The sequence below is a fragment of the Streptomyces auratus genome (genome assembly GCF_050433025.1).
In the GTDB taxonomy this organism is placed as follows: Bacteria; Actinomycetota; Actinomycetes; order Streptomycetales; family Streptomycetaceae; genus Streptomyces; species Streptomyces sioyaensis.
The window spans coordinates 2,095,412-2,117,559 of record NZ_JBNGCB010000001.1 but is presented as its reverse complement, the minus strand read 5'-3'; the positions used below and the strand labels follow the sequence as shown (position 1 = coordinate 2,117,559).

Sequence of the window (22,148 nt, the reverse complement as noted above, 5' to 3'; positions counted from 1 at the left end):
GGGGGGATGTTACCCCATTATGAGGGTGCTGGCGAAGGGTTTGAATGGAATATCCGGTTCCATTTGGAGTGATGGTTGTGTCCCTGAGGTACATTCAAAGGATCGCCGTGTTCGGTGACAGTGCAGCCTGTGTATTTTCGGTATTGTGGCTATCGCCGATCTGTGATATCGATTCGCTAAGAGAGTCCTGTCGCTGTTTGAGCCGACGGTTTTTCCGCAATGTTCGCCATGCGGCTGTCCAGTCGCCTGATGGCACACGGGCTGCCGCCGCTGAGAGTTCGCTTCGGAGCGGCGTCCTGGGGGTGCCAAGGTCTTGCCGTGATGACCCCGCGGTGCCGGTGAGATCGGCGAGGCGTCGTAAGGAGCGCCGAGCCATGCGCCGGCGGGTGACGAAGGTGAGGGCAGGTGAGGTGCAGCGCGGTGAGCAGGGCCGCGCTGCACTGTCCTGAGCCACTGGTGTGCCGTCCCACGTGGCAGTCTGTGCAGGTCAGCAGGTAACCGGCGGCTACCGAACATGTCTGGGCGACGCTGCCTGGCGGCGCATAGCGACGGAGCGGCTCACCGTAGCCCTGAAATCCGGCCGTTGCGGAAGAGGTCCACGAAGATCTGGTGGTCGGCGCGGGCGCGGGCGCCGTAGGAGTGCGCGAAGTCCACCAGCAGCGCCGCGAAGCCCTCCTCGTCGGCCGCGATGGCCGCGTCGATCGCCCGCTCCGTGGAGAACGGCACCAGCGAGTGGCCGCTCTCGTCGTCCGCGGCGGCGTGCATGGTCGCGGTGGCCCGCCCCAGGTCGGCCACCACCGCCGCGATCTCCTCCGGGTCGTCGATGTCCGACCAGTCCAGGTCGACCGCGTACGGCGAGATCTCGGCGACCAGCTGGCCGGCGCCGTCCAGCTCGGTCCAGCCCAGCCAGGGGTCGGCGTGGTCCTGCAGGGCGCGCTGCGAGATGACCGTGCGGTGGCCCTCGTGCTGGAAGTAGCCGCGGACCGCGGGGTCGGTGAGGTGCCGGGAGACCGCCGGGGTCTGCGCCTGCTTCATGTAGATCACGACATCGTTCTCCAGGGCGTCGCTGTTGCCCTCCAGGAGGATGTTGTACGACGGCAGCCCGGCCGAACCGATGCCGATGCCGCGCCGGCCCACCACGTCCTTGACGCGGTAGGAGTCCGGGCGGCCCAGGCTCGACTCGGGCAGCGTCTCCAGATAGCCGTCGAAGGCGGCGAGCACCTTGTAGCGGGTGGCCGCGTCCAGCTCGATGCTGCCGCCGCCCGGCGCGAAGCGGCGCTCGAAGTCGCGGATCTCCGTCATCGAGTCCAGCAGCCCGAACCGCGTCATCGCGCGGGCGTCGCGCAGCGCGTCCAGCAGCGGGCCGTCGGCGGTCTCCAGCATGAACGGCGGCAGCTCGTCCTTGTCGGCGTTCGACCCCCCGGAGGCCAGCGCGTGGATGCGCTCCCGGTAGGCGGCGGCGTAGGTGCGCACCAGGTCGGTGATCTGCTTGTCGCTGAGCGCCTTGGCGTAGCCGATCAGCGCGACCGAGGCGGCGAACCGCTTGAGGTCCCAGGTGAACGGGCCGACGTAGGCCTCGTCGAAGTCGTTGACGTTGAAGATCAGCCGGCCCGTGGAGTCCATGTAGGTGCCGAAGTTCTCGGCGTGCAGATCGCCGTGGATCCACACCCGGCCGGTCCGCTCGTCCAGATACGGGCCGCGGTCCTTGCCGTCCCCCTGGGCGGCCGCGGCCTCCAGGTCCCGGTAGAACAGACACGCCGTCCCCCGGTAGAAGGCGAAGGCGGAGGCGGCCATCTTCCGGAATTTGACGCGGAAGGCCGCGGGGTCGGCGGCGAGCAGTTCCCCGAAGGCGGTGTCAAAAACGGCGAGGATCTCCTCGCCGCGCTGCTCGGCGTCCTGCGCCGGGGCGTGCTGGGACGGCATCGCTGGGTGCCTCCTGAGGTGCGGAAAATGGTTCGGAGCGCCGTGACGTACCGGGTCGCGGTCTGCCACTGACAACGGGTGAGGCTACTCGCGCGTGCCCGGCGATTGTCAGTCAGGAGTCGTAGACTTCGAGACCACCCACCGGCCCCCGGCTCGCGCCGGGAGTGCCCCGCCGACCGCTCTCCGGAGGTCCCCTGCTGTGGCTGCCGCGTCCCAGGCCCCGTTCACACATCTGCACGTCCACACCCAGTACTCCCTGCTGGACGGTGCGGCGCGGCTGTCGGACATGTTCAAGGCGGCCAACGAGATGGGCATGACGCACATCGCGATGTCCGACCACGGCAATCTGCACGGCGCGTACGACTTCTTCCACTCCGCGCAGAAGGCCGGTGTGACGCCGATCATCGGCATCGAGGCGTATGTCGCCCCCGAGTCGCGGCGCAACAAGCGCAAGATCCAGTGGGGCCAGCCGCACCAGAAGCGCGATGACGTCTCCGGTTCCGGTGGTTATACGCACAAGACCATCTGGGCGGCGAACAAGACCGGTCTGCACAACCTCTTCCGGCTGTCCTCGGACGCCTACGCCGAGGGCTGGCTGCAGAAGTGGCCGCGGATGGACAAGGAGACCATCGCCCAGTGGTCCGAAGGCCTGATCGCCTCCACCGGCTGCCCCTCCGGTGAGCTCCAGACCCGGCTGCGCCTGGGCCAGTACGAGGAGGCGCGCAAGGCCGCCGGGGAGTATCAGGACATCTTCGGCAAGGACCGGTATTTCCTGGAGCTGATGGACCACGGCATCGAGATCGAGCGCCGGGTCCGCGACGACCTGCTGAAGATCGGCAAGGAGCTCGGCATCCCGCCGCTGGTCACCAACGACTCGCACTACACCTATGCGCACGAGTCCGCCGCGCACGACGCGCTGCTGTGCATCCAGACCGGCAAGAACCTCTCCGACCCGGACCGCTTCCGCTTCGACGGCACGGGCTACTACCTCAAGTCCACGGAGGAGATGTACGCCATCGACTCCTCCGACGCCTGGCAGCAGGGCTGTGCCAACACCCGCCTGGTCGCCGACCAGATCGACATCACCGGGATGTTCGAAAAGCGCGACCTGATGCCGAAGTTCGACATCCCGGAGGGCTTCACCGAGGTCACCTGGTTCCAGGAGGAGGTCCGGGTCGGCATGCAGCGCCGCTACCCGGGCGGGGTCCCCGAGGACCGCCAGAAGCAGGCCGAGTACGAGATGGACATCATCATCCAGATGGGGTTCCCCGGCTACTTCCTCGTCGTCGCCGACTTCATCATGTGGGCCAAGAACAACGGGATCGCGGTGGGCCCCGGCCGTGGCTCCGCGGCCGGTTCGATCGTGGCGTACGCCATGGGCATCACCGACCTCGACCCGATCACCCACGGGCTGATCTTCGAGCGGTTCCTCAACCCCGAGCGTGTCTCCATGCCCGATGTCGACATCGACTTCGACGAGCGCAGGCGCGTCGAAGTCATCCGGTATGTCACGGAGAAGTACGGCGCCGACAAGGTCGCCATGATCGGCACCTACGGCAAGATCAAGGCCAAGAACGCCATCAAGGACTCCGCGCGCGTCCTGGGCTACCCCTACGCGATGGGCGACCGCCTCACCAAGGCCATGCCCGCCGACGTCCTCGGCAAGGGCATCGACCTCAGCGGCATCACCGACCCCAAGCACCCGCGCTACAGCGAGGCGGGCGAGATCCGGGGGATGTACGAGAGCGAGCCGGACGTCAAGAAGGTCATCGACACCGCCAAGGGCGTCGAGGGCCTGGTCCGTCAGATGGGTGTGCACGCGGCCGGCGTGATCATGTCCAGCGAGCCGATCGTCGACCATGCACCGGTCTGGGTGCGGCACACCGACAACGTCACCATCACGCAGTGGGACTACCCCCAGTGCGAGTCGCTCGGCCTGCTCAAGATGGACTTCCTGGGCCTGCGCAACCTCACCATCATGGACGACGCCGTCAAGATGGTGAAGAAGAACAAGGGCATCGACCTGGAGCTGCTCTCCGTTCCGCTGGACGACCCCAAGACCTACGAGATGCTCTGCCGCGGTGACACCCTCGGCGTCTTCCAGTTCGACGGCGGCCCGATGCGCTCGCTGCTGCGGCTGATGAAGCCCGACAACTTCGAGGACATTTCCGCCGTCTCGGCCCTGTACCGCCCCGGCCCGATGGGCATGGACTCGCACACCAACTACGCGCTGCGCAAGAACGGCCTCCAGGAGATCACCCCGATCCACCCGGAGCTGGAGGAGCCCCTCAAGGAGGTCCTGGGCCTCACCTACGGCCTGATCGTCTATCAGGAGCAGGTGCAGAAGGCCGCCCAGATCATCGCCGGGTACTCCCTCGGTGAGGCCGACATCCTCCGCCGCGTCATGGGCAAGAAGAAGCCCGAGGAACTCGCGAAGAACTTCGTGCTCTTCCAGGAGGGCGCGAAGAAGAAGGGCTTCTCCGACCAGGCCATCCAGGCGCTGTGGGACGTCCTGGTCCCGTTCGCCGGCTACGCCTTCAACAAGGCGCACTCCTCCGCGTACGGCCTGGTCACCTACTGGACCGCCTACCTCAAGGCCAACTACCCGGCCGAGTACATGTCCGCGCTGCTGACGTCCGTGCGCGACGACAAGGACAAGTCGGCGGTCTACCTCAACGAGTGCCGGCGCATGGGCATCAAGGTGCTGCCGCCGAACGTCAACGAGTCGGAGGCGAACTTCGCCGCCCAGGGCGACGACGTGATCCTCTTCGGCCTCACCGCGGTCCGCAACGTCGGCCAGAACGTCGTCGACTCGATCATCCGCTGCCGCAAGGCCAAGGGGAAGTACTCCTCCTTCCCCGACTACCTCGACAAGGTCGAGGCGGTCGTCTGCAACAAGCGCACCACCGAGTCCCTCATCAAGGCCGGCGCCTTCGACGAAATGGGCCACACCCGCAAGGGCCTGATGGCGCACTACGAGCCGATGATCGACAACGTCGTCCAGGTCAAGCGCAAGGAGGCCGAGGGGCAGTTCGACCTCTTCGGCGGCATGGCCGGCGACTCCGGCGACACCTCCGAGGGCCCCGGCTTCGGTCTGGACATCGAGTTCTCGGACGTCGAGTGGGACAAGACCTACCTCCTCGCCCAGGAGCGCGAGATGCTCGGTCTCTACGTCTCCGACCACCCGCTCTTCGGCCTGGAACACGTACTGTCCGACAAGGCGGACGCCGCCATCTCCCAGCTGACCGGCGGCGACTATTCGGACGGCTCGATCGTCACCATCGGCGGCATCATCTCCGGTCTGCAGCGCAAGATGACCAAGCAGGGCAACGCCTGGGCGATCGCCACCGTCGAGGACCTGGCCGGCTCCATCGACTGCATGTTCTTCCCGGCGACCTACCAGCTGGTGTCCACCCAACTCGTCGAGGACACCGTGGTCTTCGTCAAGGGCCGCCTCGACAAGCGGGAGGACATCCCGCGGCTGGTCGCGATGGAGATGATGGTCCCCGACCTCTCCGAGGCCGGCACCAACGCCCCCGTGACGATCACCATTCCGACGGTCAAGGTCACCCCGCCGATGGTCGAGAAGCTCGGTGAGGTGCTCAGCAGCCACCGCGGCTCCACCGAGGTACGGATCAAGCTGCTGGGGGCGCGCAAGACGACGGTGCTCCGGCTGGACCGGCACCGGGTCACGCCCGACCCCTCGCTGTTCGGCGATCTGAAGGTGCTGCTCGGCCCGTCCTGCCTGGCGGGCTGACCGGCCGACGCTGCACCGCTTCATGGGCCTGCCCGGCGGAGCATCGCCGGGCCACTGAGCCACCGTGCTCCCGAATCACCGGGCCCCTGAGTCACCGGGCCCCTGAGTCACCGGACAGGCCCTACCCCGAGGGGCGCGCCCGAAGTGGGCGCGCCCCTCAACCCCTGTGCGGCATCGATCAGTTGTGACCGAAGCGCCGCTGGTGCTTACGTGCAACATCTGCCGGGCTGCCCTGAGCCTGGGACCGCGCCTGGGTCTGTGCCTCCAAGCTCGCACGCTGGGCCTCCTGCTGGCCGCGCTCGGCCGCGGATGCCGTCTTCTGCTGCCGGCTGCGGTCCTGCTTCTTGTCCTTGGCCATGACCTTGCCTCCTGAGGGGGAATCGGGATCTGGGCCGGAACCAGACTTACACGCGGGACAGACGCCTGCATTTCGGGCAATTACCGTGCGTAAAACGGCCGATCACGCACGGTGCACGAGATCCCCGGCCGAATCCGCCACGCCGATGATCGAGTTCGGGCTGATAACGCCCGTACGGTCGGGCAGACTCGAAGGAAAGCCGAAGGAAACTCGTGCCATGCGCCGAGCCGGGGGGCGACCGGACTTTCAGCACCTCAGGGAAGAGGGTGGAACGTGGATCGCTGCGTCGTCCTGGTGGACGCCGGGTATTTGCTCGGTGCCGCCGCGAGCCTGCTCGCCGGAGAGCCCGCACGGTCCCGGATCACCGTTGACCACGCCGCCCTCATCCAGGGCCTGCGCCAGCGCGCCGAGGCGGACACCGAACGCCCGCTGCTGCGGATCTACTGGTTCGACGGCGCCCCCGACCGCGTGCCGCAGCCCGAGCACCGCCGGCTGCGGGTGATGCCCCGGGTCACCGTCCGGCTGGGCGCCCTGACCCGCAGCGACGGCCGCTGGGCGCAGAAGGGCGTGGACGCCGCCATGCACGCCGAGCTGACCGAACTCGCCCGTAACCGCGCCTGCTCCGACATCGTGCTAGTCACCGGCGACGGCGATCTGCTGCCCGGGCTGATGTCGGCGAAGGAGCACGGCGTCGCCGTCCACCTGTGGGCCGTCCAGGCCGCGGACGGCGACTACAACCAGTCCGAGGACCTGGTCGCCGAGGCCGATGAGCGGCGGGTGCTGGACCGGACCTGGATCACCCGCGCGGTGCGCGCCAAGGAACTCGGCGGCCCCTGCGCCCCGCCGCCCGCGCCGCGCCCCGAGATCGCCGCGATCCTCTCCGCCCCGCTGCCCGAGTCCGCGGCCGCGGCGGCCGCGACCGGACCGGAATCCGCCGAGCACACCCATGAGCGCAGCGGCGCCAACGGGGTCGCCCGCCCGCCGGCCGGCACCGAGAGCGCCGCGGCCGCCGGCGGCGAGCCCGGCGCCACCGGCTCCAAGGTCGTGCCCACCCCCAAGGACCTGGCCGGGCTCGGTCGGGCGCACGCGGCGGGCCAGGGCGCGGCTGGCCCGGGCGCCGCGCAGCCCGGGGCCGCGGCCGGCGCCACCCTGCGCTGGTCGTCCGACAAGGGCTGGGTCGAGCGCGGCGGCCCGGTCGGCGAACCGGAGGCGACCGCGGGCCTGCCCACGCTCGCCCAGCTCACCAGCGCCGAGCAGCGCTGGGCCGACCGCGAGGAGGACATCACCGCCGTCAGCGGCGACCCCTTCGAGGTCGGCCAGGTCTTCGCCCGCCGCTGGACCGACCGGCTCTCCGACACCGCACATCTGACGCAGCTGTCGACGGAGTACCCGCGCATCCCGCACCGCATCGACGGTGAACTGCTGCGCTACGCCGCCCGTTTCGGACTGCTCGCCCACAAGGACGACCAGATCGACGAGCACGACCGCTATGCCATCCGGGCCGGTTTCTGGCGCGAGGTCGATCTGCGCACGGCCGCCGAGCACGCCCCGGCCACGGACTGACGGCGCCGGGTCCGGCTCGCCCGTCCGAGCCCCGCGGGCCGGAGGCGGTCCGGGGACGCGTACCCTCATAGCTCGTGAGGACGGGCGCAAAACAGGTGGAGCGCGGTGTACCGGTGTGCGCCGTGCGGGACCTGGTCAAGACGTACCCCGCGACGCGCGGGCGCCGCGGGGCGGCTCAGGCGCCCGCCGTACGGGCCAACGACGGCATCACCCTGGATGTCCACCGCGGCGAGATCTTCGGGCTGCTCGGCCCCAACGGCGCCGGCAAGTCCACCCTGGTGCGCCAGCTGACCGGACTGCTGCGCCCGGACTCCGGCACCATCGCCGTCCTCGGCCACGACCTGGTGCGCCACCCGGAGCGGGCCGCCCGCCTGCTGGGCTACCTGGGCCAGGAGTCCACGGCGCTGGACGAGATGACGGTCGCGCTGGCGGTGGAGACCACCGGACGGCTGCGCGGCCTCGGCGCCCGCGAGGCGCGGGCCGAGCGGGACGCGGTGCTCGGCGAGCTGGGCCTCGCCGACCTCATGGGACGGGCGCTGAAGCAGTTGTCCGGCGGGCAGCGGCGGCTGGCCTGCCTCGCCACCGCGCTGATCGGCGAGCGGCCGCTGCTGGTGCTGGACGAGCCGACCACCGGGATGGACCCGGTCGCCCGGCGCGCCGTCTGGGCCGCGGTCGACCGGCGGCGCGCCGAGCGCGGGGTCACGGTGGTGCTGGTGACCCATAACGTCCTGGAGGCCGAGAGCGTGCTCGACCGGGTCGCGGTGATCGACCGGGGCCGGGTGATCGCCTGCGACACGCCCGGCGGACTGAAGGAGATGGTGAGCGAGGAGGTCCGGCTGGAGCTGGTGTGGCGCGAGGGCCCGCCGCTGGACGTGCCCGAGGTCGCCGCCCTCGCCGCCGCCGCGCACACCTCCGGCCGCCGCTGGACCCTGCGGCTCCCCGCCGACCGGGCCCGCACCGCCGTCGCCGCCGTCACCTCGGGGCCCGCCTTCGCCGCCCTCGACGACTTCACCCTCGCCACGCCGAGCCTGGAGGATGTCTACCTGGCCCTCGGCGGCCGCGCGGAGGGGCTGGTCAAGGCGTGAACGGCGCGGGGCGCGGCGCACGTATCGATGACTGCGGACGGCACGAAGACTGCCGACAGTACGAGGAAGGCTCGGTGACAGCGTGAGTGTGGTTCCCGCGCAGGCGGTGGCCGGTGCGGCTGTCGGCCCCGAGGTGCGGACCGAGGACGGTGCCGCCCCGCTGGCGCCCCGCGCCCGCTTCGGGCCCGCGCTCGGCGCCGTCTACCGCGCCCAGCTCTCCCGGGCCCGGGTGGCACGGATCCCGCTGCTGTTCGTCGCCACCTTCCAGTCCGTCGGGATCATGGTCCTGCTGCGCGGCGTGGTGGACAGCGGGGACCCGGCGCGGTCGGTGGTGTCCGGCTCCAGCGTGCTGGTCGTCGCCTTCGTCGCGCTCAACCTCCTCGCCCAGTACTTCGGCCAGCTGCGGGCCGGCGGCGGGCTCGACCACTATGCGACGCTGCCGGTGCCGCCGGCCGCCGTGGTGCTCGGCGCCGCCGCCGCGTACGCCTCCTTCACCGTGCCGGGGACGGTCGTCACCGCGGTCACCGGCTGTGTGCTCTTCCAGCTGCCGATGGCCCATCTGTGGGTGCTGGCCGCCGTGATCCCGCTCGCCGGGGCGGCGCTGGCCGGCCTCGGCGCGGCCCTCGGCCTGCTCGCCCCGCGCCCCGAACTCGCCACGCTCTGCGGCCAGTTGGGGATGTCGGCGGCGCTGCTGCTGGGGGTGCTGCCGGCCGCGCGGATGCCCGAGGTGATCGGCTGGGCCCGCGATCTGCTGCCGTCGACCTATGGCGTGGAGGCGCTGTCGCGCAGCTTCGACCCGCATCCCGACTGGCTCGTGGTCGGCGCCGACCTGGGCGTCTGCGCGGCCGTCGGGGTGCTCTCGCTGGCCGTCGCCACCTGGGCCTACCGGCGGGCGGCCACCCGATGACCGCCTCCGGCCCCTCCAACGGGCGTCCTGCCGCCGGTCCCCCCGGCCCCACCTGGCACGATGACGGGGTGACCGCACCGCTGACGCCCCGCGACAACCAACCGCCCGAAGAGCCGCAGCACCCCCAGGCCGCGCCCGCCCACGGCCACGGAGCCACCGCCGAGCACCCTGACCACACCGGCCTCGGCGGCCCCGAGCTGGCGCGTGAGCTGCGCGAGGGCGCCGTGATCGCGCTCGTGGTCGCGGTGAGCGGGGTGCTGCTCGGGGTGCTGTGGAACTGGCTCGCCCCGCACATCCCGCTGATCGCGGACACCCGCAACGTCTACCTCAAGAACACCGAGGGCGAGGAGGCGATCGGCGCGGACGGCACCTTCGTCCTGCTGTCCCTCGGCTTCGGGGTGCTCAGCGCCGCGGTGGTCTTCCTGCTGCGCCGGCGCGGCGGGATTCCGCTGGTCGTGGCGCTGGTCGTGGGCGGGCTGCTGGGTGCGGTGCTGGGCTGGGTGACGGGGATGTGGCTGGGCCCCACCCCGGACGTGGCCACGCACGCCAAGCAGGTCGGCCCCGGGGTGACCTTCTCGGGCCCGCTGCGGCTCCAGGCCAAGGGCGCGCTGCTGGCCTGGCCGATCGCCGCGATGCTCACCCAGCTGGCGCTGACCGGGCTGTTCGGCCCGCGGGACCCGGAGCCGGAGGTGGACTGGAGCGGCCACCACGACCAGCGGGAAGAGCCGCCCGCGCCGGAACCGCCCGCCGCGCACTGACGCCGCCGGACACCGACGCACCGGCAGGGGCGGCCGCCATCGCGGCTGCCCCGCCCGCGCTCCGGGACGCCCTGACCCCCTAGCCCCGCGCAATCGGCGCCACTCGGGCCCCCGTGAGCGCCACCAGATCCTCCGGCGCCAGCTCGACCTCCAGGCCGCGCCGCCCCGCCGAGACACACACGGTCGGCCGGCCCTGCGCGGAGGCGTCCACGACGGTGGGCAGCCGCTTGCGCTGCCCCAGCGGGGAGATCCCGCCCAGGACGTACCCCGTACTGCGCTCGGCCGCCGCCGGATCGGCCATCGCGGCCCGCTTGCCGCCCACCGCGGTCGCCAGCGCCTTCAGGTCCAGGGACCCCGACACCGGCACCACGGCGACCGTCAGCGCGCCGTCGACCTCCGCGAGCAGCGTCTTGAAGACCTGCTCGGGCGCGACCCCGAGGGCCTCGGCGGCCTCCTCGCCGTACGAGGCGGCGGCCGGGTCGTGCGCATAGGCATGCACCGTGAAGGGGACGCCGGACGCGGTGAGCGCCACCGTCGCGGGCGTACCGCCCCCGGGCTGCCCGGCCTTCTTCTGCTTCGTCTTCTTCGGCACCGCGAAAACGCCTCACTCGCCAGGGCCCGGCCCCGCGCGGGCCCCGGGCCGCGGAACGTCAGTTGGGGTGGGTCGGCTGCCGGGTCAGGTCCACGGCCGGCAGCGACGGGAGCTTACCGAGCAGCGCCGATTCCTGGCGCAGCAGCGTCAGCTCCTGGGCCAGCCGGGCCGCGGCGTCCGGCGCCTCCAGCAGCTGCTGCTTGGCGGGGACGTCCAGCACGGCCGCCGCGGCCACCAGATACGACAGCACGGACGGGTCGGCCGGCAGGTCCTGCCCGCTCGACAGGGTCCGCTCGTTCGCCCAGGCCAGCCGCTTCTGATAGGTGCGAAAGGCCCGGACGACGCCGGAGGCCAGCGCCCCCGCGCCGTCCCCCTCGTCGTCCGCCAGCTCCGCCACCTCACCGGTCAGATACGGCCCCGAGGCCTCCACCGACAGCAGCCGGAAGCGGGTGGTGCCGGTGGCGAGCACCTCGTAGCCGGTGTCGTCGGCGGACGACTTCTCCCGGATGGTGGCCGCGTCCGCGATACAGCCCACCGTGTGGAACGCCTGCATCGGGTCGTCACCGAAGCCCGCCGCGGGACCCTCCGCGGTCGGCAGCGTGGCGTCCGGCATGCCCATCGCGGTGGGGGCGACCTCCCGGCCGTCCCGGATCGTGATCACCGCGAACCGGCGGTCGTCCTCGGGCACCGCACTCAGATCGCGCATCATCGCCCGGTAGCGCGCCTCGAAGACGTTCAGCGGGAGTACGAGTCCCGGGAACAGCACCGAGTTCAGCGGGAAGAGGGGGAGGCGCACGGAGGTCACAGCCCGTAAGCCTAGAGCCTGTAGCGGTCCGGGCCACCACCCGTACCCCGGCTATTGCCGCCGCAGCAGCCGCGAGGCGCCGGCCGCGACCGTCGTGGCGAGCACCCAGCCCGCCAGGATCAGCACCGCGGCCACCCACTGCGAGGTGCCGCCCGGCTTCCAGGCGGCCCCCTGATTGAGGTCTATCACCGGAAGCAGCAGGTCCAGGGAGTAGAGATACGGATTCCAGGGCGGCGCCTCACCCGCCTTGAGGGGCGGCGGCGGGGACGTCGAGAAGTAGAGCGTGCCGATCGCCCACAGCACGGCCATCCACACCGCGGCCCGCCCCGGCCGGTAGCCGTAGGCCACCGTCCAGTCCTGCAGGATCCCCCAGGCCTTCGCCGCCAGCGGCAGCGTCTCGCGGCGGCGCCGCTGCTTGGCCAGCAGCACCTCCCGGGCGTCCGCGTCCTCGCCGGTGCTGCGCAGCGAGGCGGCCAGCATCTCGTACGGCTCGGGCGCGTACTCGGGGGTCGCCGCGGCCACCCACTGCAGCCGCAGCGCCAGCGGGAAGTGGCCGCGCGGGATCAGCGTCTCGTAGGCGAAGCCGGCCATCCACAGCCCGCCCAGCCCCGGCCAGCTCGCCGATTTGTCGATGAGGTTGACCACCCGGGCACCGGAGAGGATCACCCGGCCGCGCTGCGGGCGCTCACCGAGGAACCGCAGCTCGGGCGTCTGGATCCGGCGCAGCGACAGCTCCTGGTCGGACTCCATGATGAAGCGGGCGTTCTCGAAGTCGACCGCGTCGCCGAAGCGCCCGTCGTCCAGCCGCATCCCGCCCTCGCACTCGAAGCGCTGCACCCGGGTGCCGCGCGAGGGGGTCTGGCCGATGCCGTACGGGGGAGTGGCGCTGCTGGAGAACGGGGAGTTCGCCAGGCCCGCGGCGGTCAGATAGAGGGTGCGCTCGACGGTCAGCTGGGGGGCGTTCAGCGCCCGGCGGCCGAACGGGTTGCACAGCCGGCTGCCGCGCAGGCTCAGCGAGACGCCTATGGTGGCGCCGCGCAGCGACAGCTCGCCGTAGGACTCCATCATCTCGGCCTGCAGGTCCTGGGCGACGGTCAGCCCGTCCGCCATGAGCGACCGGCCCTGGCGGTCCTTGTGCACGATGGTCTGATTGAGCATCAGGTCGGTGCCTATCTGGGCGTCCGTGAGCCGGATGCCGGACTGCACCACACAGCGCGGCAGATGGAGGTCGCCCTCGGTGTGCAGCCGGGCCGCCTCCAGCCGGGGTATCGCGCAGTTCACCAGCCGCAGCGTGGTGAAGTGGCTCTCCGGCAGCACCACCTCGGCCTCGAAGCGGCAGTCCCGCAGCTCCACGAATGGCTTGATCGTGCCGCCCGCAACGTCGAGAGTGTCCGTGATGTACGCGCCGGTCAGCTGTAATGCGGCCACCCGTCCCGGCTGCGGGGGCGGCCCGTCGAGCAGCAGCAGCGCCACGACCCGGGCGCGCACCCGGCGCTCGGGGCCCCACAGATGCTGCCCGTGCGGATCGTCGCGGGCCGGGTCGCCGATGTGCAGGTCGCAGGTGCTGCCGTTGCGGAAGGCCTGCCACATGCTCCATTCCGCGGATGTCAGTTGCAGGTCGGCGGGCGCGTCGCCGTCCCCGGGCTCGGTCACTGTGGATCCCCCTTGCTGTCCCGTGGTGTGTCGCAACCTGTTCGGACGCACCTCGTGCACCGGTCGTGTGGCGTCCCACAGGCGTCCCCGTACGCCGTCAGCTGGCCCTTGCCCGCGCCCGTGTCTGCTTGAACACGCGTGGTCAGGGCCAACTCCGGTCAACTTCGAACGGCCGGGTCACGGTGCGTCCCCGGCGTACGCCGCTGTGTATCACTGAGTGATACGGCCGCTCGGGCCCGGGAGCAGGTCTGAGACACTGGGAGGGTGATCTCCCGAATCGACCTGCGCGGTGACGCCCTCCCCGAGGGCGGCGCCCTGCGCGATCTGCTGCCCCGTGCCGAGTTCGACGTGGAAGCCGCCCTGGAGAAGGTGCGGCCCATCTGCGAGGACGTACGCCATCGCGGCACCGCGGCGCTGATCGATTATGCGCGGCGGTTCGACGGCGTCGAGATCACGCGCGTACGGGTGCCCGCGCAGGCGCTGCGCGAGGCCCTCGACGGGCTGGACCCGGCCGTGCGGGCCGCTCTGGAGGAGTCCATCCGGCGTGCCCGGATCGTCCACCGCGAACAGCGCCGCACCGACGTCACGACCAAGGTCGTCCCCGGCGGCACGGTCACCGAACGCTGGGTGCCCGTCGAGCGGGTGGGGCTCTACGTCCCCGGCGGCCTGGCGGTCTACCCGTCCTCCGTCGTCATGAACGTCGTCCCGGCCCAGGAGGCCGGGGTCACCGGCATCGCCGTCACCTCCCCGCCGCAGAAGGAGTTCGGCGGCCGGCCGCACCCGACCATCCTCGCCGCCTGTGCCCTGCTCGGCGTGGACGAGGTCTACGCCGCCGGCGGCGCCCAGGCCATCGCGATGTTCGCGTACGGCACCGAGGAGTGCCTGCCGGTCAACCTCGTCACGGGCCCCGGCAACATCTACGTCGCCTCCGCCAAGCGCCTCCTCAAGGGCCGCATCGGCATCGACGCCGAGGCCGGCCCCACCGAGATCGCGGTCCTCGCGGACGCCACCGCCGACCCCGAGCACGTCGCCGCCGACCTGATCAGCCAGGCCGAGCACGACACCCTGGCCGCGGCCGTGCTGGTCACCGACTCCGCCGAGCTCGCCGACGCCGTCGACGCGGCCCTCAAGCGGCAGGTCGCCGCCACCAAGCACATCGAGCGGATCACCGAGGCGCTGGGCGGCCGGCAGTCCGCGACCGTCCTCGTCGACGGCATCGACGAGGGCCTCACGGTCGTGGACGCCTACGGTGCCGAACACCTGGAGATCCAGACCGCCGACGCCTCCGCCGTCGCCGCCCGGGTCCGCAACGCCGGCGCGATCTTCGTCGGCCCGTACGCCCCGGTCTCGCTCGGCGACTACTGCGCCGGCTCCAACCACGTCCTGCCCACCGGCGGCTGCGCCTGCCACTCCTCCGGCCTGTCCGTGCAGTCCTTCCTGCGCGGCATCCATGTCGTGGACTACTCGCGCGACGCGCTGGCCGAGGTCACCCACCATGTGGTGACCCTCGCCGAGGCCGAGGACCTCCCGGCCCATGGCGCCGCGCTGAAGGCCAGGTTCGACTGGAAGGTCCCGCAGAGCAAGTGAGCAGGCACGTGACCCGTATCGACGACCTCCCCATCCGGGACGAGCTGCGCGGCAAGTCCCCCTACGGCGCGCCGCAGCTGGACGTCCCGGTGCGCCTGAACACCAACGAGAACCCCTACCCGCTGCCCGAACCGCTGGTCCGGCGGATCGCCGAGCGGGTGACCGAGGCCGCCCGGCAGCTCAACCGCTACCCCGACCGGGACGCGGTCGAGCTGCGCGAGGCGCTGGCCCGCTACCTCACCGGCACCGGCGGCCACCCGGTCACCCGGGAGCAGATCTGGGCCGCCAACGGCTCCAACGAGGTCATCCAGCAGCTGCTGCAGACCTTCGGTGGCCCCGGCCGCACGGCCCTCGGCTTCGAGCCGTCGTACTCCATGCACGGGCTGATCTCCCGCGGCACGGGCACCGGCTGGATCTCCGGCCCGCGGCGCGCCGACTTCACCATCGACGTCGAGGCGGCGCGGGCGGCCATCGCCGGGCAGCGGCCCGACGTGGTCTTCATCTGCTCGCCGAACAACCCCACCGGCACCGCCGTCGAGGCGGAGACGGTGCTGGCGCTGTACGACGCCGCGCAGGCGGCGCGGGCCGACGGCGCCGGAGCCCTGGTGGTGGTCGACGAGGCCTACGGCGAGTTCAGCCACCGCCCCTCGCTGCTGCCGCTGATCGAGGGCCGCCCGAATCTGGTGGTCTCCCGGACCATGTCCAAGGCGTTCGGTGCCGCCGGACTCCGGCTGGGCTATCTGGCCGCCGACCCCGCCGTGGTCGACGCCGTCCAGCTCGTCCGGCTCCCGTACCACCTCTCGTCCGTCACCCAGGCCACCGCGCTCGCCGCGCTGGAGCACACCGACACCCTGCTGAAGTACGTCGAGCAGCTCAAGGCCGAGCGGGACCGCCTGGTCACCGAGCTGCGGGCGAGCGGCTGTCAGGTCGTCGACTCCGACGCCAACTTCGTGCAGTTCGGTCTCTTCGACGACGCGCACGCCACCTGGCAGGCGATCCTCGACCACGGCGTGCTGGTCCGTGACAACGGCGTACCGGGCTGGCTGCGGGTCACCGCCGGCACCCCGGCCGAGAACGACGCGTTCCTCGACGCGGTTCGTGCAGTACTGAAGGAGAGCAAGCGATGACCCGCGTAGGACGCGTGGAGCGCACCACGAAGGAAACGTCCGTGCTCGTCGAGATCGATCTCGACGGCCGGGGCGAGGTCGAGGTATCGACCGGTGTCGGCTTCTACGACCACATGCTCGACCAGCTCGGCCGGCACGGCCTGTTCGACCTCAAGGTCAAGACCGACGGCGATCTGCACATCGACACCCACCACACCATCGAGGACACCGCCCTCGCGCTGGGTGCCGCCTTCAAGCAGGCCCTCGGCGACAAGTCCGGCATCTACCGCTTCGGCAACTGCACCGTCCCGCTGGACGAGTCGCTGGCCCAGGTGACCGTCGACCTCTCCGGCCGCCCGTATCTGGTGCACACCGAGCCGGAGAACATGGCGCCGATGATCGGCAGCTACGACACGACCATGACCCGACACATCTTCGAGTCGTTCGTCGCCCAGGCCCAGATAGCGCTGCACATCCACGTCCCGTACGGCCGCAACGCCCACCACATCGTGGAGTGCCAGTTCAAGGCGCTGGCCCGGGCGCTGCGCTACGCCAGCGAGCGGGACCCGCGGGCGGCCGGCATCATCCCGTCCACGAAGGGCGCGCTGTGAGCGGCCTCTCCACCGTCTTCATCCTGCTCGGGCTCTTCCTTCTCGGCGGCGTCTACTCCTTCTGGAAGCAGCAGCTGCCCAAGAGCCTGATCGTGCTGTTGTCCGTCGGCTCGGCGCTGTGCCTGGCCGCCGGTGTGCTCCGGTTGGAGGTATGGAATTGACCGCCTCGGCACCCCGCAAGAAGGTCGTCGTCTTCGACTACGGCTTCGGCAACGTCCGCTCCGCCGAGCGCGCGCTGGCGCACGTCGGCGCCGAGGTGGAGATCACCCGGGACTTCGACCGGGTGATGAACGCCGAGGGGCTGCTGGTCCCCGGCGTCGGCGCGTTCGCCGCCTGCATGGCCGGGCTGAAGGAGGCCCGCGGTGACTGGCTGGTGGGCCGCCGGCTGGCCGGCGGGCGCCCCGTCATGGGCATCTGCGTCGGCATGCAGATCCTCTTCGGCCGCGGCATCGAGCACGGCGTCGAGACCGAGGGCCTGGACGAGTGGCCCGGCACGGTCGGCCCGCTCAAGGCCGACGTCGTGCCGCACATGGGCTGGAACACCGTCGAGGCCGCCGGCGACTCGCGGCTCTTCGCCGGGCTGCCCGCCGACGCCCGCTACTACTTCGTGCACTCCTACGCGGTGCACGACTGGGAGCTGGAGGTCGGCAACCCCCATCTCGCCGCGCCGAAGGTCACCTGGGCCACCCACGGTGAGCGGTTCGTGGCCGCGGTCGAGAACGGCCCGCTGTGGGCCACCCAGTTCCACCCCGAGAAGTCCGGCGACGCCGGCGCCCAGCTCCTGACCAACTGGATCAACACCCTGTGAGCCCCTTGATGCCGAAGCTCGAACTCCTCCCCGCCGTCGACGTCCGCGACGGCCAGGCCGTCCGCCTCGTCCACGGCGAGTCCGGCTCCGAGACCTCCTACGGCGACCCGCTGGAGGCGGCCCTCGCCTGGCAGCGGGCCGGCGCCGAATGGCTGCACCTCGTCGACCTCGACGCGGCCTTCGGCACCGGCGACAACCGGGCGCAGATCGCCGAGGTCGCCCGGTCCATGGACATCAAGGTCGAGCTGTCCGGCGGTATCCGCGACGACGACTCGCTGGCCGCCGCCCTGGCCACCGGCTGCACCCGCGTCAACATCGGCACGGCCGCCCTGGAGAACCCCGACTGGGTCGCCAAGATCATCGCCGAGTACGGCGACCAGATCGCGGTCGGCCTGGATGTCCGCGGTACGACGCTGCGCGGCCGCGGCTGGACCCGCGACGGCGGCGACCTCTACGAGACGCTGGCCCGCCTCGACGCCGAGGGCTGCGCCCGCTACGTCGTCACCGACATCAACAAGGACGGCACCCTCCAGGGCCCCAACCTGGAGCTGCTGCGGAACGTCTGCGCGGCCACCGACCGCCCCGTCGTCGCCTCCGGCGGCGTCTCCTCCCTCGACGACCTGCGCGCGCTCGCCACACTGGTGCCCGAAGGTGTGGAGGGCGCGATCGTCGGCAAGGCGCTCTATGCAAAGGCGTTCACCCTCGAAGAGGCGCTGGCAGCAGTGTCGTAACGGCGAACGAAAGGCCGCGTGATGACCATCGAGCGCGTACGGACCGACAACCCCTGGGAAGACAAGATCGGCTTCGCACGCGCCGTGGCGGCCGGCGACCGGGTCCTGGTCGCCGGCACGATGCCCGTGGTCGACGGCGTGCTCCAGGGTGAGGGCGACCCCTACGTCCAGACCCGGACCGCCCTCAGCAACGCGCTGGCCGCGCTCAAGCCCTTCGGCCTGGGCGCCGACGCGGTACTGCGCACCCGCCTGTACCTCACCCACCTCCGCGACGTGGACGCGGCCGGCCGCGCCCACCGGGAGCTGTTCGAGGCCACCCCGCCGGTCGCGACCCTGGTCGTGGTCTCCGGCTTCGTCGACTCCCGCGTCCTGGTCGAAGTAGAACTAGAAGCATTCCGAGAACTGGCAGAGAGGCCCCCACAGACATGACCCTGGCGGTCCGAGTCATCCCTTGCCTGGACGTCGACAACGGCCGGGTCGTCAAGGGCGTCAACTTCCAGAACCTGCGGGACGCGGGCGACCCCGTCGAGATGGCGAAGATCTACGGGGACGAGGGCGCCGACGAGCTGACCTTCCTCGACATCACCGCCTCCTCCGGCAACCGCGAGACCACCTATGACGTGGTCCGCCGCACCGCCGAGCAGGTCTTCATCCCGCTCACCGTCGGCGGCGGCGTGCGCACCCCCGACGACGTCGACAAGCTGCTGCGGGCCGGCGCCGACAAGGTCGGCGTCAACACCGCCGCCATCGCCCGGCCCGACGTGATCCGCGAGATCTCCGAGCGCTTCGGCAGCCAGGTCCTGGTGCTGTCGGTCGACGCCCGGCGTACCGACGCCGGCACCCCCTCCGGATTCGAGGTCACCACCCACGGCGGCCGCCGCGGCACCGGCATCGACGCCGTCGAATGGGCCCACCGCGCCGCGGCCCTCGGCGCCGGCGAGATCCTGCTGAACTCCATGGACGCCGACGGCACCAAGGACGGCTACGACGTCGAGATGATCGAGGCGGTCCGCAAGCACGTCACCGTCCCGGTGATCGCCTCCGGCGGCGCCGGCCGGCTGGAGGACTTCGCCCCGGCCGTCGCGGCCGGCGCCGACGCGGTGCTCGCCGCCTCCGTCTTCCACTTCGGCGACCTGCGCATCGGCCAGGTCAAGGACGCCCTCCGGAGTGCGGGGCACCCGGTGCGCTGACCCGCAGGCCGCCGACCCGAAGGCTGCTGACACGAAGATCATTGACGCGTAGGCTCCGCCCATGAGCCGTGTCAACGATGTGGGCGGGCAGACCGGGTTCGGGGCGCTGGAGATCGAGGCGGACGAGCCGCCGTTCCACGCCGACTGGGAGGCGCGGGTGTTCGCGCTCAACTCCACGCTGGTACGGAACGGGGTGTACCGGCTCGACGAGTTCCGCGACGCGGTCGAGCGGCTGGCCCCGCAGCAGTATCTGGCGACGTCGTACTACGAGCGGTGGCTGCTCGCGATCGAGACGCTGCTGGCCGAGCGGGGGCTGCTCGATGCGGGCTGAATTCCGGGCGGGGGAGCGGGTGCGGGTGCGCGCCGGCGACCCCGCGGGGCACACCCGGGCGCCGCGCTATGTGCGCGGCCAGGTGGGCCGGATCGTCGAGTGCCAGGGCAGCTGGGAGCTCGCCGACGAGGTGGCGGCAGGGGTGGCCGAGCCCCGGGTGGAGCCCGTCTACACCGTGGCCTTCACCGCGGGCGACCTGTGGGGCGAGGGCGGTCATGAGGTCACGGTCGACCTCTGGGAGTCGTACATCGAGCGCGCAGCGGAGGACGGGGTATGAGCGGCGAGCACACGAGTGCGCCGGTGGCGGCGCGGGTCCGGCGGCTGGAGGAGCGGCTGATCGAGGCCGGGGTGGTCGCCCAGGAGCAGCTGGATGCGTCCCTTGCGGCGATGCTGCAGGGGGCCTCGCCGGTCAACGGGGCGCGGATCGCGGCGCGGGCCTGGACCGACGCGGGGTTCCGGGAGCGGCTGCTGGCCGATGCGAATACGGCGCTGCCCGAGGTGGGGCTGTCGATGGCGGGCGGAATCCAGGAGCAGCGGCTCAAGGTCGTCGAGAACACCGCCACCACGCACCACGTCCTGGTGTGCACGCTGTGTTCCTGCTACCCGGTCGGGCTGCTGGGGCCGTCGCCGTCCTGGTACAAGAGCGAGGCCTACCGCTCGCGGGTGGTACGCGAACCGCGGGCCGTGCTGGCCGAGTTCGGGCTGGTGCTGCCGGACGACACCGCGATCACCGTGTGGGACTCCAGCGCGGAGAGCCGCTACATGGTCCTGCCCCGGCGGCCCGACGGCACCGCGGGATACAGCGAGCCGGAGCTGGCCGCGCTCGTCACCCGCGAAGGACTCATCGGGACCGCCGCGGTCTGATTCGGCGCCCCTTGCGCGCCGCCCGGACGAACTCGCGGTTCATCGTGGTGATGCTGAACAGCTCGATGCCCTTGGGCAGGCGGTGGCCCACAGTTGATGACGGCCGACCAGCACCCTTGCTGACGGCCCGGCAGCCGGGTGACCGGGCCGGTCACCCGCCGATCGCCGGGCGCGGCCCCGTGGCAGGGCCCCGGGGCCGGTCGTAGGCTGGCCGCATGTCGACCCATGCGAAGCGTGAACGGCTCCTTCTCGCCGACCTGTTGGAGAGCGCCGGCCCCGAGGCGCCGACGCTGTGTGAGAACTGGAGCGCGCGGGAACTGGCCGCGCACGTGGTGGTGCGCGAACGGCGCGCCGACGCGGCCGGCGGGATCCTCGTCAAGCCGCTGGCCGCACGGCTCCAGCGGGTGCAGGCGGAGTTCGCCGCCAAGCCGTACGAGGAGCTGATCCAGCTGATCAGGACCGGGCCGCCGAGGATGTCGCCGTTCGCGCTGAAGCAGCTCGACGAGGCGTCCAACACCGTCGAGTTCTACGTCCACACCGAGGACGTACGGCGGGCGCAGCCGGACTGGTCCGCGCGGGAGCTCGACCCCGTCTTCGCGGACGCCCTGTGGTCCCGGCTGGAGCGGATGGCCCGGGTGCTGGGCCGCAAGTCGCCGGTGGGCCTGGTGCTGCGGCGGCCGGACGGGCGGACGGCGGTCGCCCATCGCGGCACCCCGGTGGTCACGGTCGTCGGCGAGCCGGGCGAGCTGACCATGTTCGCCTTCGGCCGGCAGGAGGCGGCCGACGTGGCACTGGACGGGGACAAGGAGGCGATCGACCGGCTGCTGGCGGCGAAGCTGGGGGTCTGACCGCCCCGGTCCCGCTCCGGCCGGATGGGGCGTGTCCGCACGGTCCCGTCGCGGGGTCCGCTCCGGCCCGCCGGGGCGGACCCGTCCTACCGCCGGAACACCACGACCACGATCGCCACGGCCACCGCCACCGCCGCCGCGCACACCGCCCCCAGCACCCGCGCGGCCACCCGCGCGGCACGGTCCGGGTCCGGCGGCGGTGGCGGCACGGGCGGCTGCTGAGGATGCATGTCTGCAGGATGCCGCACGGCACAATGGACGCATGACCCGCAGCCGCACCACCGCCCCCGGCCAGGCCCCCGCGGCCGCCTCCGCCCTCGACCCGGCCATCGCCGCCCGCCTCAAGCGCGGCGCCGACGGCCTGGTCCCCGCCATCGCCCAGCAGTACGACACCGGCGAGGTGCTGATGCTCGGCTGGATGGACGACGAGGCGCTGCACCGCACCCTGACCACCGGCCGCTGCACGTACTGGTCCCGCAGCCGCCAGGAGTACTGGGTCAAGGGCGACACCTCCGGCCACGTCCAGCACGTCAAGTCGGTGGCGCTGGACTGCGATGCCGACACCGTCCTGATCAAGGTCGATCAGGTCGGCGCCGCCTGCCACACCGGCGACCGCACCTGCTTCGACGCCGACGTCCTGGCTGCCGAGGCCACCTCCGACCAGTAGGCTC

At 71.7% G+C, this 22,148-nt stretch carries 24 protein-coding genes; 18 read left to right on the top strand and 6 right to left on the bottom strand.

Annotation, left to right across the window (positions count from 1 at the left end):
• Positions 1-558: 558 nt before the first annotated feature.
• Entirely contained in the window at positions 559-1,923 is a 1,365-nt protein-coding gene (locus BKA18_RS09060) for a DUF2252 domain-containing protein (protein WP_366046247.1), read from the bottom strand.
• Positions 1,924-2,122: 199 nt separating this feature from the next.
• On the opposite strand from BKA18_RS09060, the gene dnaE reads away from it, so the two are divergent.
• On the top strand, positions 2,123-5,680 hold the full coding sequence (dnaE, locus tag BKA18_RS09055; RefSeq protein ID WP_366046246.1) for a DNA polymerase III subunit alpha: 3,558 nt from the start codon (positions 2,123-2,125) through the stop codon (positions 5,678-5,680).
• A gap of 178 nt (positions 5,681-5,858) precedes the next feature.
• Here the strand turns inward: dnaE and BKA18_RS09050 are convergent, their stop codons facing one another.
• A complete protein-coding gene (locus BKA18_RS09050) occupies positions 5,859-6,038 on the bottom strand; it encodes a hypothetical protein (RefSeq protein WP_093482713.1) in 180 nt (59 codons plus the stop codon).
• Between the two features lie 273 nt (positions 6,039-6,311).
• Between BKA18_RS09050 and BKA18_RS09045 the strand changes: the two genes are divergently transcribed.
• From BKA18_RS09045 to BKA18_RS09030, 4 genes are all read left to right on the top strand, one after another.
• Complete coding sequence (locus tag BKA18_RS09045) at positions 6,312-7,601, top strand: NYN domain-containing protein (RefSeq protein WP_366046245.1); 1,290 nt, start codon at positions 6,312-6,314, stop codon at positions 7,599-7,601.
• A gap of 95 nt (positions 7,602-7,696) precedes the next feature.
• A complete protein-coding gene (locus tag BKA18_RS09040; protein WP_366046275.1) occupies positions 7,697-8,686 on the top strand; it encodes an ABC transporter ATP-binding protein in 990 nt (329 codons plus the stop codon).
• Between the two features lie 82 nt (positions 8,687-8,768).
• Positions 8,769-9,593 (top strand): ABC transporter permease, encoded by an 825-nt coding sequence (locus BKA18_RS09035; protein ID WP_358922950.1) that lies wholly within the window; start codon positions 8,769-8,771, stop codon positions 9,591-9,593.
• A gap of 68 nt (positions 9,594-9,661) precedes the next feature.
• On the top strand, positions 9,662-10,351 hold the full coding sequence (locus BKA18_RS09030) for an ABC transporter permease (protein ID WP_366046244.1): 690 nt from the start codon (positions 9,662-9,664) through the stop codon (positions 10,349-10,351).
• Positions 10,352-10,430: 79 nt separating this feature from the next.
• Here BKA18_RS09030 and ybaK read toward each other — a convergent pair whose 3' ends face one another.
• The 3 genes from ybaK to BKA18_RS09015 are packed head-to-tail and all read right to left on the bottom strand — an operon-like array spanning position 10,431 to position 13,401.
• A complete protein-coding gene (gene ybaK, locus BKA18_RS09025) occupies positions 10,431-10,943 on the bottom strand; it encodes a Cys-tRNA(Pro) deacylase (RefSeq protein ID WP_366046243.1) in 513 nt (170 codons plus the stop codon).
• 58 nt (positions 10,944-11,001) lie between these two features.
• The gene (locus tag BKA18_RS09020) at positions 11,002-11,748 is read right to left on the bottom strand and encodes an LON peptidase substrate-binding domain-containing protein (RefSeq protein WP_235446239.1); all 747 of its coding nucleotides are present in this window, start codon (positions 11,746-11,748) and stop codon (positions 11,002-11,004) included.
• A gap of 51 nt (positions 11,749-11,799) precedes the next feature.
• Entirely contained in the window at positions 11,800-13,401 is a 1,602-nt protein-coding gene (locus BKA18_RS09015) for an oxidoreductase (protein ID WP_366046242.1), read from the bottom strand.
• A gap of 264 nt (positions 13,402-13,665) precedes the next feature.
• Between BKA18_RS09015 and hisD the strand changes: the two genes are divergently transcribed.
• The 12 genes from hisD (at position 13,666) to BKA18_RS08955 (ending at position 21,477) form a co-directional block, all read left to right on the top strand.
• Positions 13,666-14,988: a histidinol dehydrogenase gene (gene hisD / locus BKA18_RS09010; protein ID WP_366046241.1), complete on the top strand. Its 1,323-nt coding sequence runs from the start codon at positions 13,666-13,668 to the stop codon at positions 14,986-14,988.
• Positions 14,989-14,996: 8 nt separating this feature from the next.
• The gene (locus BKA18_RS09005; protein WP_366046274.1) at positions 14,997-16,115 is read left to right on the top strand and encodes a histidinol-phosphate transaminase; all 1,119 of its coding nucleotides are present in this window, start codon (positions 14,997-14,999) and stop codon (positions 16,113-16,115) included.
• Positions 16,112-16,705, top strand: coding sequence for an imidazoleglycerol-phosphate dehydratase HisB (hisB, locus tag BKA18_RS09000; RefSeq protein ID WP_030085936.1), 594 nt, complete (start codon positions 16,112-16,114; stop codon positions 16,703-16,705). Before BKA18_RS09005 ends, hisB begins: the two co-directional genes overlap by 4 nt.
• Positions 16,702-16,866 (top strand): hypothetical protein, encoded by a 165-nt coding sequence (locus BKA18_RS08995; RefSeq protein WP_006606188.1) that lies wholly within the window; start codon positions 16,702-16,704, stop codon positions 16,864-16,866. Before hisB ends, BKA18_RS08995 begins: the two co-directional genes overlap by 4 nt.
• Entirely contained in the window at positions 16,857-17,513 is a 657-nt protein-coding gene (gene hisH / locus BKA18_RS08990; RefSeq protein WP_366046240.1) for an imidazole glycerol phosphate synthase subunit HisH, read from the top strand. Before BKA18_RS08995 ends, hisH begins: the two co-directional genes overlap by 10 nt.
• 8 nt (positions 17,514-17,521) lie before the next feature.
• Positions 17,522-18,244 (top strand): bifunctional 1-(5-phosphoribosyl)-5-((5-phosphoribosylamino)methylideneamino)imidazole-4-carboxamide isomerase/phosphoribosylanthranilate isomerase PriA, encoded by a 723-nt coding sequence (gene priA, locus BKA18_RS08985; protein ID WP_366046273.1) that lies wholly within the window; start codon positions 17,522-17,524, stop codon positions 18,242-18,244.
• 21 nt (positions 18,245-18,265) lie between these two features.
• Complete coding sequence (locus BKA18_RS08980; RefSeq protein ID WP_366046239.1) at positions 18,266-18,673, top strand: Rid family hydrolase; 408 nt, start codon at positions 18,266-18,268, stop codon at positions 18,671-18,673.
• On the top strand, positions 18,670-19,434 hold the full coding sequence (hisF, locus tag BKA18_RS08975; protein ID WP_006606192.1) for an imidazole glycerol phosphate synthase subunit HisF: 765 nt from the start codon (positions 18,670-18,672) through the stop codon (positions 19,432-19,434). Before BKA18_RS08980 ends, hisF begins: the two co-directional genes overlap by 4 nt.
• 61 nt (positions 19,435-19,495) lie before the next feature.
• Positions 19,496-19,765 carry a hypothetical protein gene (locus tag BKA18_RS08970; protein ID WP_359362312.1) on the top strand — a complete coding sequence of 90 codons (270 nt, stop codon included), beginning with the start codon at positions 19,496-19,498 and terminating at the stop codon, positions 19,763-19,765.
• Positions 19,755-20,042 carry an SH3-like domain-containing protein gene (locus BKA18_RS08965; protein ID WP_366046238.1) on the top strand — a complete coding sequence of 96 codons (288 nt, stop codon included), beginning with the start codon at positions 19,755-19,757 and terminating at the stop codon, positions 20,040-20,042. The genes BKA18_RS08970 and BKA18_RS08965 overlap by 11 nt, the downstream gene beginning before the upstream one ends.
• Positions 20,039-20,629: a nitrile hydratase subunit alpha gene (locus tag BKA18_RS08960; RefSeq protein WP_366046237.1), complete on the top strand. Its 591-nt coding sequence runs from the start codon at positions 20,039-20,041 to the stop codon at positions 20,627-20,629. The genes BKA18_RS08965 and BKA18_RS08960 overlap by 4 nt, the downstream gene beginning before the upstream one ends.
• 215 nt (positions 20,630-20,844) lie before the next feature.
• A complete protein-coding gene (locus BKA18_RS08955) occupies positions 20,845-21,477 on the top strand; it encodes a TIGR03085 family metal-binding protein (protein ID WP_006606200.1) in 633 nt (210 codons plus the stop codon).
• A gap of 86 nt (positions 21,478-21,563) precedes the next feature.
• Here BKA18_RS08955 and BKA18_RS08950 read toward each other — a convergent pair whose 3' ends face one another.
• The gene (locus BKA18_RS08950; protein ID WP_167551469.1) at positions 21,564-21,707 is read right to left on the bottom strand and encodes a hypothetical protein; all 144 of its coding nucleotides are present in this window, start codon (positions 21,705-21,707) and stop codon (positions 21,564-21,566) included.
• A gap of 32 nt (positions 21,708-21,739) precedes the next feature.
• Here BKA18_RS08950 and hisI point away from each other — a divergent pair, with 32 nt between their 5' ends.
• Positions 21,740-22,144 (top strand): phosphoribosyl-AMP cyclohydrolase, encoded by a 405-nt coding sequence (gene hisI / locus BKA18_RS08945; RefSeq protein ID WP_366046236.1) that lies wholly within the window; start codon positions 21,740-21,742, stop codon positions 22,142-22,144.
• The last annotated feature ends 4 nt before the right edge of the window (positions 22,145-22,148 follow it).

What these genes read in the sequence shown, in the direction of transcription:
- hisF (WP_006606192.1), top strand. Translation starts at nt 18,670, where the DNA reads ATGACCCTGGCGGTCCGAGTCATCCCTTGCCTGGACGTCGACAACGGC.
- BKA18_RS08960 (WP_366046237.1), top strand. Translation starts at nt 20,039, where the DNA reads ATGAGCGGCGAGCACACGAGTGCGCCGGTGGCGGCGCGGGTCCGGCGG.
- hisI (WP_366046236.1), top strand. Translation starts at nt 21,740, where the DNA reads ATGACCCGCAGCCGCACCACCGCCCCCGGCCAGGCCCCCGCGGCCGCC.
- priA (WP_366046273.1), top strand. Translation starts at nt 17,522, where the DNA reads ATGCCGAAGCTCGAACTCCTCCCCGCCGTCGACGTCCGCGACGGCCAG.
- BKA18_RS08970 (WP_359362312.1), top strand. Translation starts at nt 19,496, where the DNA reads ATGAGCCGTGTCAACGATGTGGGCGGGCAGACCGGGTTCGGGGCGCTG.
- BKA18_RS08980 (WP_366046239.1), top strand. Translation starts at nt 18,266, where the DNA reads ATGACCATCGAGCGCGTACGGACCGACAACCCCTGGGAAGACAAGATC.
- hisB (WP_030085936.1), top strand. Translation starts at nt 16,112, where the DNA reads ATGACCCGCGTAGGACGCGTGGAGCGCACCACGAAGGAAACGTCCGTG.
- BKA18_RS09050 (WP_093482713.1), bottom strand. Translation starts at nt 6,038, where the DNA reads ATGGCCAAGGACAAGAAGCAGGACCGCAGCCGGCAGCAGAAGACGGCA.
- BKA18_RS08965 (WP_366046238.1), top strand. Translation starts at nt 19,755, where the DNA reads ATGCGGGCTGAATTCCGGGCGGGGGAGCGGGTGCGGGTGCGCGCCGGC.
- BKA18_RS09060 (WP_366046247.1), bottom strand. Translation starts at nt 1,923, where the DNA reads ATGCCGTCCCAGCACGCCCCGGCGCAGGACGCCGAGCAGCGCGGCGAG.
- BKA18_RS08955 (WP_006606200.1), top strand. Translation starts at nt 20,845, where the DNA reads ATGTCGACCCATGCGAAGCGTGAACGGCTCCTTCTCGCCGACCTGTTG.
- BKA18_RS08950 (WP_167551469.1), bottom strand. Translation starts at nt 21,707, where the DNA reads ATGCATCCTCAGCAGCCGCCCGTGCCGCCACCGCCGCCGGACCCGGAC.
- hisH (WP_366046240.1), top strand. Translation starts at nt 16,857, where the DNA reads ATGGAATTGACCGCCTCGGCACCCCGCAAGAAGGTCGTCGTCTTCGAC.